This window comes from Acidovorax sp. FHTAMBA, from assembly GCF_038958875.1.
GTDB lineage: Bacteria > Pseudomonadota > Gammaproteobacteria > Burkholderiales > Burkholderiaceae_C > Acidovorax.
In genome coordinates, this window is sequence record NZ_CP152407.1 from 1,728,815 (window position 1) to 1,742,360 (window position 13,546).

Annotated in this window: 13 protein-coding genes; 8 read left to right on the top strand and 5 right to left on the bottom strand. The window is 63.0% G+C overall.

The window, feature by feature from the left end; translation table 11 throughout:
- Positions 1-38: 38 nt before the first annotated feature.
- The 3 genes from AAFF19_RS08070 to AAFF19_RS08080 all read right to left on the bottom strand — a co-directional run bounded on the left by AAFF19_RS08070 (position 39) and on the right by AAFF19_RS08080 (position 3,963).
- Positions 39-1,106 (bottom strand): DUF262 domain-containing protein, encoded by a 1,068-nt coding sequence (locus AAFF19_RS08070; RefSeq protein ID WP_342721648.1) that lies wholly within the window; start codon positions 1,104-1,106, stop codon positions 39-41.
- A gap of 397 nt (positions 1,107-1,503) precedes the next feature.
- Entirely contained in the window at positions 1,504-2,112 is a 609-nt protein-coding gene (locus AAFF19_RS08075; RefSeq protein WP_342721649.1) for a zeta toxin family protein, read from the bottom strand.
- Positions 2,113-2,115: 3 nt separating this feature from the next.
- Positions 2,116-3,963, bottom strand: a complete 1,848-nt coding sequence (locus tag AAFF19_RS08080; protein WP_342721650.1) for a glutamine--tRNA ligase/YqeY domain fusion protein — start codon at positions 3,961-3,963, stop codon at positions 2,116-2,118.
- Between the two features lie 172 nt (positions 3,964-4,135).
- On the opposite strand from AAFF19_RS08080, the gene AAFF19_RS08085 reads away from it, so the two are divergent.
- From AAFF19_RS08085 to AAFF19_RS08110, 6 genes are all read left to right on the top strand, one after another.
- Positions 4,136-4,489: a hypothetical protein gene (locus AAFF19_RS08085; protein WP_055393575.1), complete on the top strand. Its 354-nt coding sequence runs from the start codon at positions 4,136-4,138 to the stop codon at positions 4,487-4,489.
- A 235-nt stretch (positions 4,490-4,724) separates the two neighbouring features.
- Positions 4,725-5,201: a type II 3-dehydroquinate dehydratase gene (aroQ, locus tag AAFF19_RS08090; protein WP_010460374.1), complete on the top strand. Its 477-nt coding sequence runs from the start codon at positions 4,725-4,727 to the stop codon at positions 5,199-5,201.
- Positions 5,202-5,231: 30 nt separating this feature from the next.
- A complete protein-coding gene (gene arfB / locus AAFF19_RS08095) occupies positions 5,232-5,648 on the top strand; it encodes an alternative ribosome rescue aminoacyl-tRNA hydrolase ArfB (RefSeq protein WP_228894420.1) in 417 nt (138 codons plus the stop codon).
- A 145-nt stretch (positions 5,649-5,793) separates the two neighbouring features.
- A complete protein-coding gene (locus AAFF19_RS08100; protein ID WP_342721651.1) occupies positions 5,794-6,636 on the top strand; it encodes a class III extradiol ring-cleavage dioxygenase in 843 nt (280 codons plus the stop codon).
- Between the two features lie 37 nt (positions 6,637-6,673).
- Positions 6,674-7,345: a dienelactone hydrolase family protein gene (locus AAFF19_RS08105; RefSeq protein ID WP_055393569.1), complete on the top strand. Its 672-nt coding sequence runs from the start codon at positions 6,674-6,676 to the stop codon at positions 7,343-7,345.
- A gap of 150 nt (positions 7,346-7,495) precedes the next feature.
- A complete protein-coding gene (locus AAFF19_RS08110) occupies positions 7,496-8,392 on the top strand; it encodes a DUF3014 domain-containing protein (RefSeq protein ID WP_342721652.1) in 897 nt (298 codons plus the stop codon).
- Between the two features lie 27 nt (positions 8,393-8,419).
- Here AAFF19_RS08110 and AAFF19_RS08115 read toward each other — a convergent pair whose 3' ends face one another.
- Positions 8,420-8,887, bottom strand: coding sequence for an Lrp/AsnC family transcriptional regulator (locus AAFF19_RS08115; RefSeq protein WP_008903283.1), 468 nt, complete (start codon positions 8,885-8,887; stop codon positions 8,420-8,422).
- Positions 8,888-9,014: 127 nt separating this feature from the next.
- Here AAFF19_RS08115 and AAFF19_RS08120 point away from each other — a divergent pair, with 127 nt between their 5' ends.
- Positions 9,015-10,286: a methionine gamma-lyase gene (locus AAFF19_RS08120; protein WP_342721653.1), complete on the top strand. Its 1,272-nt coding sequence runs from the start codon at positions 9,015-9,017 to the stop codon at positions 10,284-10,286.
- Here the strand turns inward: AAFF19_RS08120 and AAFF19_RS08125 are convergent.
- Positions 10,234-10,707 (bottom strand): Lrp/AsnC family transcriptional regulator, encoded by a 474-nt coding sequence (locus tag AAFF19_RS08125; RefSeq protein WP_342721654.1) that lies wholly within the window; start codon positions 10,705-10,707, stop codon positions 10,234-10,236. The two genes, AAFF19_RS08120 and AAFF19_RS08125, sit on opposite strands and share 53 nt — an antisense overlap.
- A gap of 103 nt (positions 10,708-10,810) precedes the next feature.
- Here AAFF19_RS08125 and mdeB point away from each other — a divergent pair, with 103 nt between their 5' ends.
- The gene (gene mdeB, locus AAFF19_RS08130) at positions 10,811-13,471 is read left to right on the top strand and encodes an alpha-ketoglutarate dehydrogenase (RefSeq protein WP_342721655.1); all 2,661 of its coding nucleotides are present in this window, start codon (positions 10,811-10,813) and stop codon (positions 13,469-13,471) included.
- The last annotated feature ends 75 nt before the right edge of the window (positions 13,472-13,546 follow it).

Here is a 13,546-nt window from a genome sequence, read left to right on the forward strand (position 1 = left end):
CGTCAGGCTGAGTTGCAATTCTGCATCGCTAAGCATAGCTAGTTGGCGAATATTTTTTTGGAGATTGCTATTCTTTTGATGACCGACTCTTTTGAGGTTGTGTCGTTGCTTGTTAGCGATACTTCGGTGCTGTTTATGAGACGTGTAAGCAAGCTTCCGAGCATCACGTCATTGGTTCTCTTTAATCGTTCTAGGTTGTGGGCAATACCGATTAAAGCTGCCTCAAATACAATGTAACCAAATTTCGTTTCTTTTGAGTTGTCCGTGGCTTTTACCAACTTTTCTACCGTCTCGTTAAAAAGTTTGGAGAGATCTTCTCTGGTAAATTTATCCGCATTGCGGTTTTCTCGCATGAAAGAGTTCAGGAAAGTTGGCATTGTCCCTGTGTAGTTTGCTTGATTTTGATAAAGTGCGAAAAAACGCAATATTAATTCCAGGGATCTAAACCTGCTGCCCTTTCCTGGGAGTAGATTTTTTATTAATTTCCATTTTGGAGATTTGTCTAAATCTTTTAATAAATCGTTGAAACTCCCGGAGTAAATGCAATTTCTGATCTCTTGGTGATTTAGTCTGGATCCTCCAGAGTTAAGTCTGTGAAATATAGTGAATAGATATTCTGCATGCTCTGTTTTGTTTAGATCGCAGCGAATTACTGTTATTGGAAGACTGAGATTTTGTATTTTTTTGTACAAAATTGCAGTTTCTGTGTCGCCGTCGCGAATGTCAAAATTGGTTCGGCCTGATATTTTTGAGTGAATATCTTTTCGTCGAGAAAGTCGCCACTCTTTTTGTTCGTCTAGAAAATTGACGATACTTGTCATTCGCTGCAGGCCGTCGACGACTTGCCATTTTTGAGTGTTGAAGTCTAGACTAAAACACATACTTGGAATGGGTAGCTGTTTTATTAAAGAGTCAATAAATACGGTCTGCTCTGGGAGCTTCCATACAACATCTCTTTGAAAATCCGGCTGAATATCAAGAGTCCCTTCTTTGTATAGCCGGTATAGGTCTGCGCATGATCGAAGTTCATTAAATGCGACAACATCTTTCGGCGGATGCATGTCAGGCAGGGTACCGCTAAATTCTTCGTCTTTGTCGATGCTCATAAATGATCCGGTTTAAATCGCGATATTAATTGATTTTGATCTGCCATTCAGCTTGGGCGCAAATTGGCATAGGCCTCTCTGTTTTGGATCCACGCCGTCCGCAAAAACTACCCGTATCGCTCGATCATGTATTTTTCAGATGCCTCCACTCTCACCAGCACCCTCAGTGCTATGTCAATGGATTCTTTGCAGCTCAGTGATGGGAGGGCGTCTTGGGTAGGTCGACGCTGTGGCGCTTATGCTGCCGGATTCTTGACAGCAGTTCCCGCCCAACTTTGCGTGGGCAACTTGAGCCCATTGGCGATAAGTTGCTTCTTTGCCTGCTTGGAGGCTTGCTTGAGAGCCTCTTCCACCCGGTCTTGCATGGATGCAGCGGGCTTGCTGGGTGCGGCGCGTACTACTGCCCGAGTCGTTGAAGATTCAGCCATTTGTCCGGGTCCTCTACATAGGTGCGGTGTGCAGTGCCGCGTGCGATGGATGTTAGCGCGCCGGTTGCGTTATTCAGTACGCGCCAGCGGTCTGCCAAGGGTAAATACAGGGCGAACAGGTTGTGCAGGCTGCGCTGAAAGCGGCGGGTAATGTCGACGGGCGGGATGTTGTGCCCGCCCAGTTTCACGCGCAGGGCTACACGTTGGGTGGCCAGCTCTGCGCTGGGCAAGGCCACGTAATAGATATGTACTTGGTAGCCCTGTGCTTTGCAGCGGGCCAGAAACAGCGCAAAGGTGCGGCTGGACAGCGTGGATTCAAAGGCAAAGCTGACTTTGGCTGCTGCCAGCGTGCGCAAGCGCTGCAGCATGATGCGCCCGGCCTCGAACGCCACGGTTTCTGGGGCGTAGGCTGAGAGACCAGCCGCAATCTGGTCTGCATTGACGAACTCCAGAATGCCCAAGGCGTCCTTGAGCAGATAGGGCGCCGCTGTAGATTTGCCCGCGCCGTTCGGCCCGGCAATCACCACCACGGTGGGTTGCTTGGGCCTGGGTTGTGGCTTTGTGGCGCGGGCGGGCATGGCTTACTTGCCCCAGCTGTCCTTCAACCCCACCGCCAAGTTAAACACCGGCTTCCCTACCTTGTGGTCAATACGATCCGCCACAAAGTACCCATGCCGCTCAAACTGGAACTTGTCGTCCGGCTTGGCGTTGGCCAGAGATGGCTCCACGATGGCCGTCACCACCTTCAGGCTGTTCGGGTTCAGGCTTTCAATGAAGTCCTTGCCGCCCGCGTCGGGGTGGGCGTCCAGGAACAGACGGTCGTACATGCGCACTTCGGCGTTCACGCCGTCGGCCACGCCCACCCAGGTGATGGCGGCCTTCACCTTCACACTGTCGGCGCCGGGGGTGCCGCTCTTGGTGTCGGGCACCACGGTGGCCAGCACTTCGGTGATGTTTCCATCCGCATCTTTAGTGCAGCCGGTGCATTCGATGACGTAGCCGCCCTTCAGGCGCACCTTGTTGCCGGGGAAGAGGCGCTTGTAGCCCTTGGGCGGCACTTCTTCAAAGTCTTCGCGTTCAATCCAGACTTCCTTGCCGATGGTGAAGTGGCGCACGGGGATTTCCACGCCTTCCGCTACACCTTGTGTCGCTTCATGGTTCTGGTGGGGCAGGGCGGGCAGGGTGCAGGGCTCCAGGTGGCCTGCGCCCATCACGTCGTCCCAGTTGGTCAGCACCAGCTTGACGGGGTTGAGCACGGCCATGCCACGGTGGGCCTTCAGCTCCAGGTCTTCGCGCAGGCAGCCTTCCAGGGTGCTGTAGTCGATCCAGCTGTCGGATTTGGTGACGCCGATGCGCTCGGCAAAGGTCTGGATGGCAGCGGGCGTGTAGCCACGGCGGCGCAGGCCGACGATGGTGGGCATGCGGGGGTCGTCCCAGCCGCTGACCTTGTGGTCGTACACAAGCTGGGCGAGCTTGCGCTTGCTGGTGATGACGTAGGTGAGGTTCAGGCGCGCAAATTCGTACTGGCGCGGGGGCGGGGCGGTGAGCAGGCCGCCTTCGGTCAAGCGCTCCAGCAGCCAGTCGTAGAAGGGGCGCTGGTCTTCAAATTCCAGCGTGCACAGGCTATGGGTGATCTGCTCCAGCGCGTCCTCGATGGGGTGCGCGTAGGTGTACATGGGGTAGATGCACCAGGTGTCGCCCGTGTTGTGGTGGGTGGCGCGGCGGATGCGGTAGATGGCCGGGTCGCGCATGTTGATGTTGGGGCTGGCCATGTCGATCTTGGCGCGCAGCACCATCGATCCATCTTCGTGCTGGCCGTCGCGCATTTCGCGGAACTTGGCCAGGTTCTCAGACGGCGTGCGGCTGCGGAAGGGGCTGTCCACGCCGGGCTTGCTGAAGTCGCCCCGGTTGATGCGGATCTGCTCCACCGTCTGTTCGTCCACGTAGGCGTGGCCGGCTTCGATCAGGTATTCAGCCGCGCGGTACATGAAGTCGAAGTAGTCGCTGGCCTGGTAGGGAGCGGCGTCGGGTGCGCCGTTCCAGTCAAAGCCCAGCCATTTCACCGCGTCGATGATGCTGTTGACGTATTCGGTGTCTTCTTTTTCGGGGTTGGTGTCGTCAAAGCGCAGGTGGCAGATGCCGCCGTAGTCGCGCGCCAGGCCAAAGTTGATGCATATGCTCTTGGCATGGCCCACGTGCAGGTAGCCGTTGGGCTCGGGCGGGAAGCGGGTGCGGATCTTGGCGGGGTCGGGCTCGCCTTGGGCGTGGTGGGCGGCGTCGCCGGGGGTGCCCGCCCAGCGGCGGGTGGTGTAGGTGCCTTTTTCCAGGTCATGCTCGATGATCTGGCGCAAAAAGTTGCTGGGCTTGACGGTTTCAGGGGCCGCAGAAGTGGCAGTGGCGGCGGTATTGGCGGGGGAGGGGGTGCTCATACAGCCATTTTAGGCGCCGGTTTCGTGATGGTTTACGCATAGAAACAGGCGCGTATACGTCCAGACACAACGTAAAGACGATTTTGTGCCATCCTTTTGCCTACTTGGTGCGTTATGTACCGGTGAGGTGAGTCCATTTGGCTGGCTGCCCTCGCTCAAACAGGAGATTTCCATGACGAAAACCCGTTCTATCTATGCCATGGCCGCTTCGGCTGGCGTGGCGCTGGCATTGCTGGCCGGCACGGGCGCAGCCCAGGCCCGCGACGTAAATTGGTCGGTTGGCATTGGCGTGCCTGGCGTGGTGGTGGGGGCCAGCAATGGCTACTACGCCCCTGCCCCGGTGTATGTGGCACCGCCCCCGCCCGTTTATTACGCGCCCCCTCGGCCCGTGTACTACGCGCCTCCCCCAGCGTATTACGCACCGCCCCCGGTCGTGTACTACGGTGATCGCGGCTACCGCCACCATCGGCACCACCGCCACCACGGATATGGCCATGGGTATGGCCACGGCCGCTGGGATCGTTGATCCCTGGTCTGATCCGCTGGCAGCCTGACCGGGTTGCCGCGTTGTGTAACCAACCTCTTGGGCGCCAGTCGCTCACAGGCAGCGTCTTTGCACAGGCTGCCTTTTACAGCGGCCCTTCGGGGCCGCTTTTCTTTTGACGCGGGAATTTTGGCGCGCGCACGGTGCGCGCGGGGCGCCGCATAATCGCGCACTCTGGCCTGCCAGCGTGGCAGGCGCAACGCCCCCGGAGTGCCGCATGTCTGTGAAGAAAAAAACCGTTTTTGTCCTGAATGGCCCCAACCTAAACCTGCTGGGCACGCGCGAGCCCGCTGTGTATGGCGCGGCCACGCTGGCCGATGTCGAAAAGCTGTGCGCCGATGCGTGCGAGCGCCATGGTTTTGCGCTGCGTTTTCACCAAAGCAACCACGAAGGCGCGCTGGTGGACTGGATTCACGAGGCAGGCCGCCTGCACGCAGCGGGCGAGCTGGCGGGCGTGGTCATCAACGCCGGGGCCTACACCCACACCAGCATTGCGTTGCACGATGCCACCAAGGGTACCGGCATCACGCTGATTGAGCTGCATATCAGCAATGTGCATGCGCGCGAGGCGTTCCGCCACCATTCGTACATGGCGGCAGCCGCCAAGGCGGTGATGTGTGGCTTTGGCGTGCTGGGCTATGGCCTGGCGATTGACGGCCTGGCGCAGTTGCTGGCCCAACAACCTGCGGCCTGACGCGGGGCGGGCAAGGGGGTAGATAGATAAATGAATCCCCCATTGCCCCTGCAGGTGTCTGAGGACGAGGTGGAGATCACCGCCATGCGCGCCCAGGGCGCGGGTGGACAGAACGTCAACAAGGTATCGAGCGCCGTCCACCTGCGCTTTGACGTGGCAGCATCGTCGCTGCCCGAGGACGTCAAAGAGCGCCTGCTGGCCCTGCGCGACACGCGCATCACGCAAGAGGGTGTGGTGGTCATCAAGGCCCAGCAGTACCGCAGCCAGGAGCAAAACCGCACCGATGCGCTCGCGCGGCTGAACGCGCTGGTCAACACTGTGGCCGTGCCGCCCCGGGTGCGCCGCGCCACCAAGCCCACCTACGGGTCGAAACAGCGGCGGCTGGAGGGCAAGACCCAGCGCAGCGAGACCAAGGCACTGCGGGGCAGGGTGCGCGACGGGTCTTGAACCGGGGCTCCCTGTGTGGTGGGTATCTCCACGGCCATCGTCCATGGCGCATTGGTATCACTTGTAGAACAATCTGTCCGGCCAGCAGGGCTTGGTATCAGGTGCTATCAGTCCTACATTCATTGCATTCACGGATGGAATTGCCATGACTGCCTTTGCCCAAGCCCCCCTCACTGCTCCCGCTGTGGTTCCCGCCTTGTTCGTATCGCACGGCGCGCCGCTGTTTGCAATCGATGCTGGCACCACCGGCCCCGCGCTCACGCAGTGGGGTGAAAACCTCAAGGCGCAGTACCCTGGCCTGCGGGGCGTGGTCATCATGTCGCCGCACTGGATGGCGCGTTCTGCCCAGGTCATGACCGGCCCGCAGCCCGCCACGTGGCACGACTTTGGCGGTTTCCCGCCCGCGCTGTACCAGCTGCAATACCCCGCCTCAGGCTCGCCTGCGCTGGCGCAAGAGGTGCTGGGCCTGCTGCAGGCCGCCGGTGTGGCCGCACAGGGCGATGCCGCGCGCCCCTTTGACCATGGCGCCTGGGTGCCGCTGATGCATTTGTTCCCGCAGGCCGACGTGCCCGTGGTGCAGGTGGCTCTGCCCGTGGGCGCAGGCCCGGCCGATGTGTATGCACTGGGTGCCGCGCTACGCGGCCTGCGCAGCCAGGGCGTGCTGGTGGTGGGGTCCGGCAGCATGACACACAACCTGGCCGAATTCTTTGGCGGCGAGCGTGCGCCCGCGCCCTATGTGCTGGAGTTCAGCCGCTGGATCGAGGATGCGCTGGCCCGTGGCGACATGGCCGCGCTGCTCAACTACCGTACCCAGGCCCCCCATGCCAGCCGCGCCCACCCGACCGAAGACCATTTCTTGCCCATCTTCTTCGCGCTGGGCGCGGCGGGCGACGATCTGCACGCAAACTACTTGAGCCGCGAGGTGATGTACAGCATGCTGTCGATGGATGCTTTTGCCCTGGAGCCTGTCGCAGGACGGGCGGGTTAAGTAGTTTTTTAGCTAAAAATGCCGCTGGCGCTTGTCTATGCTCAATCTACCGCTCACATTTTTGCAGCGCCCCGCTGCTTCCACCACCCCCCGCCCCTGGCTGCTGGTGCTGATGCACGGCGTGGGCAGCAACGAGCAGGACCTGTTCAGCCTGGCGCCGCAGATCCCGGATCGGTTCCACGTGCTCAGCCTGCGCGCGCCGTTTCGCATGGGTCCAGGCGCGCATGCGTGGTTTGATTTTTCCATCGAGCCCGGTGGCGAGCGCACCATCAACGAAGAGCAAGAGGCGCAAAGCCGAGCCCTGGTGGCCCAGGCGGTCGAGTCTGCCGCCGAGCAATTGGGCATTCCGCCCGAGCGCGTGGTGGTCGGCGGCTTCAGCCAGGGCGGCATCATGGCGCTGTCGCTGCTGCTGACCCGGCCCGCGCTGATGCAGGCCGCGCTGGTGTGGCACAGCCGGCTGCTGCAGCAGGTGGTGCCTTTGAGTGCGCCCGCCGACGCGCTGCGGGGCAAACGGCTGTGGCTGAGCCACGGCACGCACGACAACGTGATCCCGCTGGCCCACGCGCAGGCCATTGCGCACCACATGGCGCCGCTGCCGGTGACGGTGACGTACCACGAGTTCCCCAGCGCGCACGAGATCCGACCTTCTGAGCTGGCGGCCACGGTGGCGTGGCTGGAGTCATTGTCGACAACGCCAACGGCGTTTTAGTCGCGGGCTTCCGGGGCGCGGTCTACATCGCGTTACCGGCGCCTCTTCCAGCAGGTTTCCAATCCAGCAGATCCCCAGGGGGGATTGGTAGGGAACGCCCTGCGCCGCAGCCGCTCGGACAAGGGTTGTTCCCGTCTTGAAGGAGATCCGATGCCTGACAACGATACCGCCGAGTTCCGCCCCGCGCCACCGCGCGCATCCTCCACACCGTGGATCATTGCCGCCGTGCTGGCCTGTGCGGTCGGCGCCGGAGCCGTCTGGTGGTTCTGGCTGCGCCCGGTGGAGGCCCCGGTGGTGGCGCCCCCCGTGGCCAGCGCACCCGAAGCGACCGTGGCCCCACCGCCCATGCCCGAGGCATCGGGTCCCCAGAACCCTGTGGATGCGCTGGCCCCGGCAGATACCGCCTTGCCCGCATTGGCTGAATCCGACAAGCGAGTGGCGGAGCTGCTGGCCGAATTGCTCGGTAGCGACAAGGTCGCATCGTTCTTGTTGACCGAAGGTTTTGTCCGCCGCGTGGTGGCCACGGTAGACAACCTGGGCCGCGCCCAGGCCCCGTCGCGCATGTGGCCGGTACAGCCCATGCCGCAGCGCTTTGTGGTGGACGGCGAGGGCGATGCCCCCACCACGATTGCCACCACCAATGCGGCCCGCTACAGCGCCTTTTTGACTTTTGCCGAAGCCGTGCCCTTGGAGCCCGCCGTGGCCTTGTATGCGCGGCTGTACCCGCTGTTCCAGCAGGCGTATGAAGAGCTGGGCTACCCCAAGCGCTACTTCAACGACCGCCTGGTGGCCGTGCTGGACCACTTGCTGCTGGCGCCCGAACCCAAAAGCCCGCTGCGCGTGAAGCTCACGCCCGTCAACACCGATGTGCCCAACCTGCGCCCGTGGGTGCGCTATGAGTTTGTGGACCCGGCGCTGGAATCGCTCTCCAGCGGGCAGAAGATTCTGGTGCGCATGGGGCCAGCGAACCAGGCGCGGGCGAAAGCGCTGGTCCGTGATCTGCGCAAGCGCGTGGCAACCAGCGAGTTGCAGCTCCCCCAGCGGTGAAGGATGTGAGGGGCTGCTGCGCGGCGGCTACAGCGGCAGTGCCATGGTGCGCTTGACCTCCTTGAGCGAGAAGCTCGTGGAAATCTCACGCACGCCAGGCAGGCTGCGCACATGGGTGCGCACATAGTCGGCAAACGATGCGAGGTCGGCCGCCACCACCTCCAGCTGGTAGTCGTAGCGGCCCGAAAGGTTGTGGCACGACAACACCTGGGGCATCGCCATGACCTCGCGCTCCAGGGCCGATGTGGTGTCAGCCGTGTGGTCGTGCAGCGCCAGCTGCACAAAGCCCAGTACGCCCCAGCCCACACGCTGGCGGTGCAGATGGGCGTGGTAGCCCGCAATCACGCCCGCATCCTCCAGCGCGCGCACGCGCCTCCAGCACGGGGAGGTGGACAGCGAAACCGCTTCGGCCAGATCGCCCACGGTGGCGCGACCATCGCGTTGCAGGGCGTTGAGGATCGTGCGGTCCACGGGGTCGAGTGGATGAGGGTGCATGGCAGTGTGTCCTACTAATTGGGCAATTGGAGGCAAATTTTGCCTTCTTTGATTGCATTAAGGGCAAATAAGGCGAAAACTTACCCGTTGATGGGTTGAAGAATCTCCCTATTCCAAGGAGACCACCATGACCCGCACATCCGCCACCGGCTTCAGCACACGCGCCATCCACCACGGCTACAACCCGGCCGACCACCAGGGCGCACTGGTGCCGCCCATCCACACCTCGGCCACTTTTGCCTTCCCCGATGTGGCCTATGGTGCGCGCTGCTTTGCAGGCGAGGAGCCCGGCTACTTCTACACCCGCATCGCCAACCCCACGCTGGCGCTGCTGGAGGGGCGCCTGGCCAGCCTGGAGCAGGGCGCAGGCGCCGTGGTGTTCGGCTCGGGCATGGGGGCCATCACGGCCACGCTGTGGTCCACGCTGGAGCCGGGCGATGAAATCCTGGCCGACCTTACGCTGTATGGCTGCACCTTCTCGTTTTTGCACCACGGGCTGGGCCGCTTTGGCGTGAGCGTGCGCCATGTGGACATGACCGACCCTGCCCACGTGGCCGCCGCGCTGAGCCAGAAGACCCGCGTGGTCTACCTGGAAACCCCGGCCAACCCCAACATGCGGCTGGTGGACATTGCCGCCGTTTCGGCCCTGGCCCACGCCCAGGGCGCCAAGGTGGTGGTGGACAACACCTACTGCACGCCTTACCTGCAGCAGCCCCTGCTGCTGGGTGCCGATGTGAGCGTGCATTCCATGACGAAGTACCTCGGCGGCCATGGTGACCTGACCGCAGGCGCGGCCGTGTTTGCCGATGCCGAACTGGCCCAGCGCGTGCGCCTGTACGGCCTGAAAGACATGACGGGTGCTGTGATGTCGGCGCAGGACGCCCACCTGGTGATGCGCGGCCTGAAAACCCTGGCGCTGCGCATGGACCGCCACTGCCAGAGCGCGCAGAAAGTGGCCGAGTTCATCGCCGCCCACCCGGCTGCGGCGGCCGTGCACTACCCCGGCCTGCCCAGCTTTGCCCAGCACACGCTGGCAAAGCAGCAGATGCGCCAGATGGGCGGGATGATCGCTTTTGAGTTGCGCGGCGGCCTGCAGGCGGGCGTGCGCTTCATGGACGCGCTGCAGCTCGTCACCCGCGCCGTGAGCCTGGGCGATGCCGAAACCCTGGCCCAGCACCCGGCCAGCATGACCCATTCCACCTACACGCCCGAGCAGCGTGCCGCCCACGGCATTGCCGAAGGGCTGGTGCGCCTGTCGGTCGGCCTGGAGGACCTGGACGACCTGCTGGCCGATATTGGCCAGGCACTGGACCTGGTGCAGGCGCTGGATTTCAAGGCCGATTCCACTACGGCGAAGGTTGCGGCAGCGGCAGCGCCGTCTTGTAACGCACCTGCTTGAGCGCGAAGCTGGAGCGGATCTTCTCCAGCCCTGGAATGGGGGAAAGCTGTTCGACGATGAAGCGCTCCAGCGCCGCAATGTCGGGCAGCGCCACGCGGATGAGGTAGTCCGAGTCGCCACTCATCAGGTAGCACTCCATCACCTCATCGTGCTCGGCAATGCGCTGTTCAAAGTCGGCCAGCGCCTCCTTGCTCTGGCTTTTCAGGCTGATGCTGATGAACACGTTCAGCCCCAGGCCCAGCGCTGCCGCGTCCGCCAGCGCCACATAGCGCGCGATGACACCCGCAGCCTCCAGCGCCTTCACCCTTGCCAGGCAGGGCGATGGCGAGAGGTGCACGCGCCGGGCCAGCTCCACGTTGGAGAGCGAGCCATCGGCCTGCAGTTCAGCCAGGATGCGCAGGTCGGTGGTGTCAAGCTTCATATGCTGTTGAGTGGATTTTTAGCGGCATATTGTGCTGCTGTGCTGGCGTAGTCTCTGTGAATCGGCATCACATTTCTTGCAAACCCTTCTACAGTCTGCTCCCATGAACGCCCCCTTGCCCTCCCACCTGCTCGACACTGCCAACACCCTGGCCGACACCGACCCCCAGGAGACCGCCGAATGGCGCGATGCCTTTCTGGCCCTGGTCGCCACCGAAGGCCCCGACCGGGCGCGGCACATGCTGCAGGAGCTGGTGCGGCTGGCGCGCGCCCAGCGCATTGGCTGGCAGCCCGACCTGAACACGCCGTATGTGAACACCGTGGCGGTACACGACCAGCCCGTGTTTCCCGGCGACTTGGCCATCGAGGAGCGCGTGGCTTCCATCGTGCGCTGGAACGCGCTGGCCATGGTGGTGCGTGCCAACCAGGCGTATGGCGAGCTGGGCGGTCACATCGCCAGCTACGCCAGCGCGGCCGACTTGTTCGAGAGCGGCTTCAACCATTTCTTCCGCGCGCGGGAAGGCCTGGGCGAAGGGCAGCACCGGGGCGACCTGGTGTTTTTCCAGCCGCACAGCGCGCCCGGCGTGTATGCGCGGGCGTTCCTGGAAGGGCGCCTGTCCGAGCAGGACCTGATGCACTACCGCCAGGAGCTGACAGCGCCGGGTGCAGGCGCGCAAGGCCTGTCGAGCTACCCGCACCCCTGGCTGATGCCGGACTTCTGGCAGTTCCCCACCGGGTCGATGGGCATCGGCCCCATCAGCAGCATCTACCACGCGCGCTTCATGCGCTACCTCACGCACCGCAACCTGCTCGACTGCAGCCAGCGCAAGGTGTGGGGCGTGTTCGGCGATGGCGAGATGGACGAGCCCGAGAGCATGAGCGCACTGACCCTGGCCGCGCGCGAGGGCCTCGACAACCTCGTCTGGGTCGTCAACTGCAACCTGCAGCGGCTCGATGGCCCGGTACGCGGCAACGGCCGCATCATCGACGAGCTGGAGCGCCTGTTCGCCGGCGCGGGCTGGAACGTGGTCAAACTCGTGTGGGGCAGCGACTGGGACGGCCTGTTCGCCCGCGACCTGACCGGCGCGCTGGTGCGCACGCTCGAAGGCACGGTCGATGGGCAGATGCAGACCTTTGCGGCGAAAGACGGCCGCTTCAACCGCGACAACTTCTTCGGCCAAAGCCCCGAGCTGGCCGCGCTGGCCCAGGGCATGACGGACGAGCAGATCGATCGGCTGAAACGCGGCGGGCACGACCTGGTGAAGATCCACGCCGCCTATGCTGCGGCCGCCGCCCACAAGGGTCAGCCCAGCGTGATCCTGGCGCACACTAAAAAGGGCTACGGCATGGGCACCGCCGGGCAGGGCAAGATGACCACGCACAGCCAGAAGAAGCTGGACGAGACCGACCTCATCGAATTCCGCAACCGCTTCAACCTGCCTTTGAGTGACGAGCAGGCCACGAGCCTCGCCTTCTTCAAGCCCGCCGAAGACAGTGCCGAGATGCAGTACCTGCGCCGCCACCGCCAGCATCTGGGCGGCTACCTGCCCCGGCGCGAAACCACCTGCGACGCGCTGCCCGTGCCCGCCATCGAGAGCTACGCGCAGTTCGCGCTGCAGCCGCAGGCCAAGGAGATGAGCACCACCATGGCCTTCGTGCGCATGCTGGGCACCTTGCTGAAGGACGCCACGCTCGGCCCCCGCATCGTACCCATCGTCGCCGACGAGGCGCGCACGTTTGGCATGGCCAACCTGTTCAAGCAAGTCGGCATCTACAGCAGCGTGGGCCAGCGCTACGCGCCCGAAGACATCGGCTCGGTGCTGAGCTACCGCGAGGCGCTGGACGGCCAGATCCTGGAAGAAGGCATCAGCGAGGCGGGCGCCATCGCCAGCTGGACGGCGGCGGCAACGAGCTATAGCGTGCACGGCCTGGCCATGCTGCCGTTCTACATCTACTACTCCATGTTCGGCTTCCAGCGCGTGGGCGATGCCATCTGGGCTGCGGCGGACCAGCGTGCGCGGGGCTTCCTCTTGGGCGCCACCTCGGGCCGCACCACGCTGGGCGGCGAGGGCCTGCAGCACCAGGATGGATCGAGCCACTTGGTGGCGGCCACCATCCCCAACTGCAAGGCCTACGACCCGGCCTACGCGGGCGAGATGGCCGTGATCATCGACGCCGGCATGCGCGAGATGGTGACCGAGCAGCGTGATGTTTTCTACTACGTGACGCTGATGAACGAGAACTACGCTCAGCCCGATCTGCCCGCCGGTGCGGCAGAAGGTGTGTTGCGGGGTTGCTATGTTTTCAAGAGCTGCTCGCGCACGCCAGATCAGCGCGAAAGCCAGATTTCATCCAAATCTGTGACCCTGATGGGCTCGGGCGCGATCCTGACCGAGGTGGTCAAGGCCGCCGAACTGCTGGCCGCTGAAGGTGTGGAGGTCACGGTGCTCAGCGTGACCAGCTGGAGCGAACTGGCGCGCGACGGCGTGGCCTGCGAGCAGCGCGCCCTGGCGGGCCATGCGCAGCCGGGCATACCGTGGTTGACGCAGCAACTTGCAGGAGCGCAAGGGCCGGTGATTGCCGCCACCGACTATGTGCGTGCAGTGCCCGAGACGGTGCGCGCCTTCGTGCCCGACGGGCGTCGCTTCATCACGCTGGGTACCGATGGTTTTGGCCGCAGCGATACGCGGGCGGCGCTGCGGCAGTTCTTTGGGGTGGACGCCCAGGCCGTAGCGCGTGCCGCCCGCAGTGCGCTGAAATTTTAAGTATTTTTGGGCTCCAGCGCTTATGCAGTAAGCGCTGGCAGCTATTGAAAACGGAGCATTCTGCCCGCCTTGCGC

Coding starts and splice junctions, on each gene's coding strand:
- AAFF19_RS08070 (WP_342721648.1), bottom strand. CDS start 1,106: ATGAGCATCGACAAAGACGAAGAATTTAGCGGTACCCTGCCTGACATG.
- AAFF19_RS08075 (WP_342721649.1), bottom strand. CDS start 2,112: ATGCCCGCCCGCGCCACAAAGCCACAACCCAGGCCCAAGCAACCCACC.
- AAFF19_RS08080 (WP_342721650.1), bottom strand. CDS start 3,963: ATGAGCACCCCCTCCCCCGCCAATACCGCCGCCACTGCCACTTCTGCG.
- AAFF19_RS08085 (WP_055393575.1), top strand. CDS start 4,136: ATGACGAAAACCCGTTCTATCTATGCCATGGCCGCTTCGGCTGGCGTG.
- aroQ (WP_010460374.1), top strand. CDS start 4,725: ATGTCTGTGAAGAAAAAAACCGTTTTTGTCCTGAATGGCCCCAACCTA.
- arfB (WP_228894420.1), top strand. CDS start 5,232: ATGAATCCCCCATTGCCCCTGCAGGTGTCTGAGGACGAGGTGGAGATC.
- AAFF19_RS08100 (WP_342721651.1), top strand. CDS start 5,794: ATGACTGCCTTTGCCCAAGCCCCCCTCACTGCTCCCGCTGTGGTTCCC.
- AAFF19_RS08105 (WP_055393569.1), top strand. CDS start 6,674: ATGCTCAATCTACCGCTCACATTTTTGCAGCGCCCCGCTGCTTCCACC.
- AAFF19_RS08110 (WP_342721652.1), top strand. CDS start 7,496: ATGCCTGACAACGATACCGCCGAGTTCCGCCCCGCGCCACCGCGCGCA.
- AAFF19_RS08115 (WP_008903283.1), bottom strand. CDS start 8,887: ATGCACCCTCATCCACTCGACCCCGTGGACCGCACGATCCTCAACGCC.
- AAFF19_RS08120 (WP_342721653.1), top strand. CDS start 9,015: ATGACCCGCACATCCGCCACCGGCTTCAGCACACGCGCCATCCACCAC.
- AAFF19_RS08125 (WP_342721654.1), bottom strand. CDS start 10,707: ATGAAGCTTGACACCACCGACCTGCGCATCCTGGCTGAACTGCAGGCC.
- mdeB (WP_342721655.1), top strand. CDS start 10,811: ATGAACGCCCCCTTGCCCTCCCACCTGCTCGACACTGCCAACACCCTG.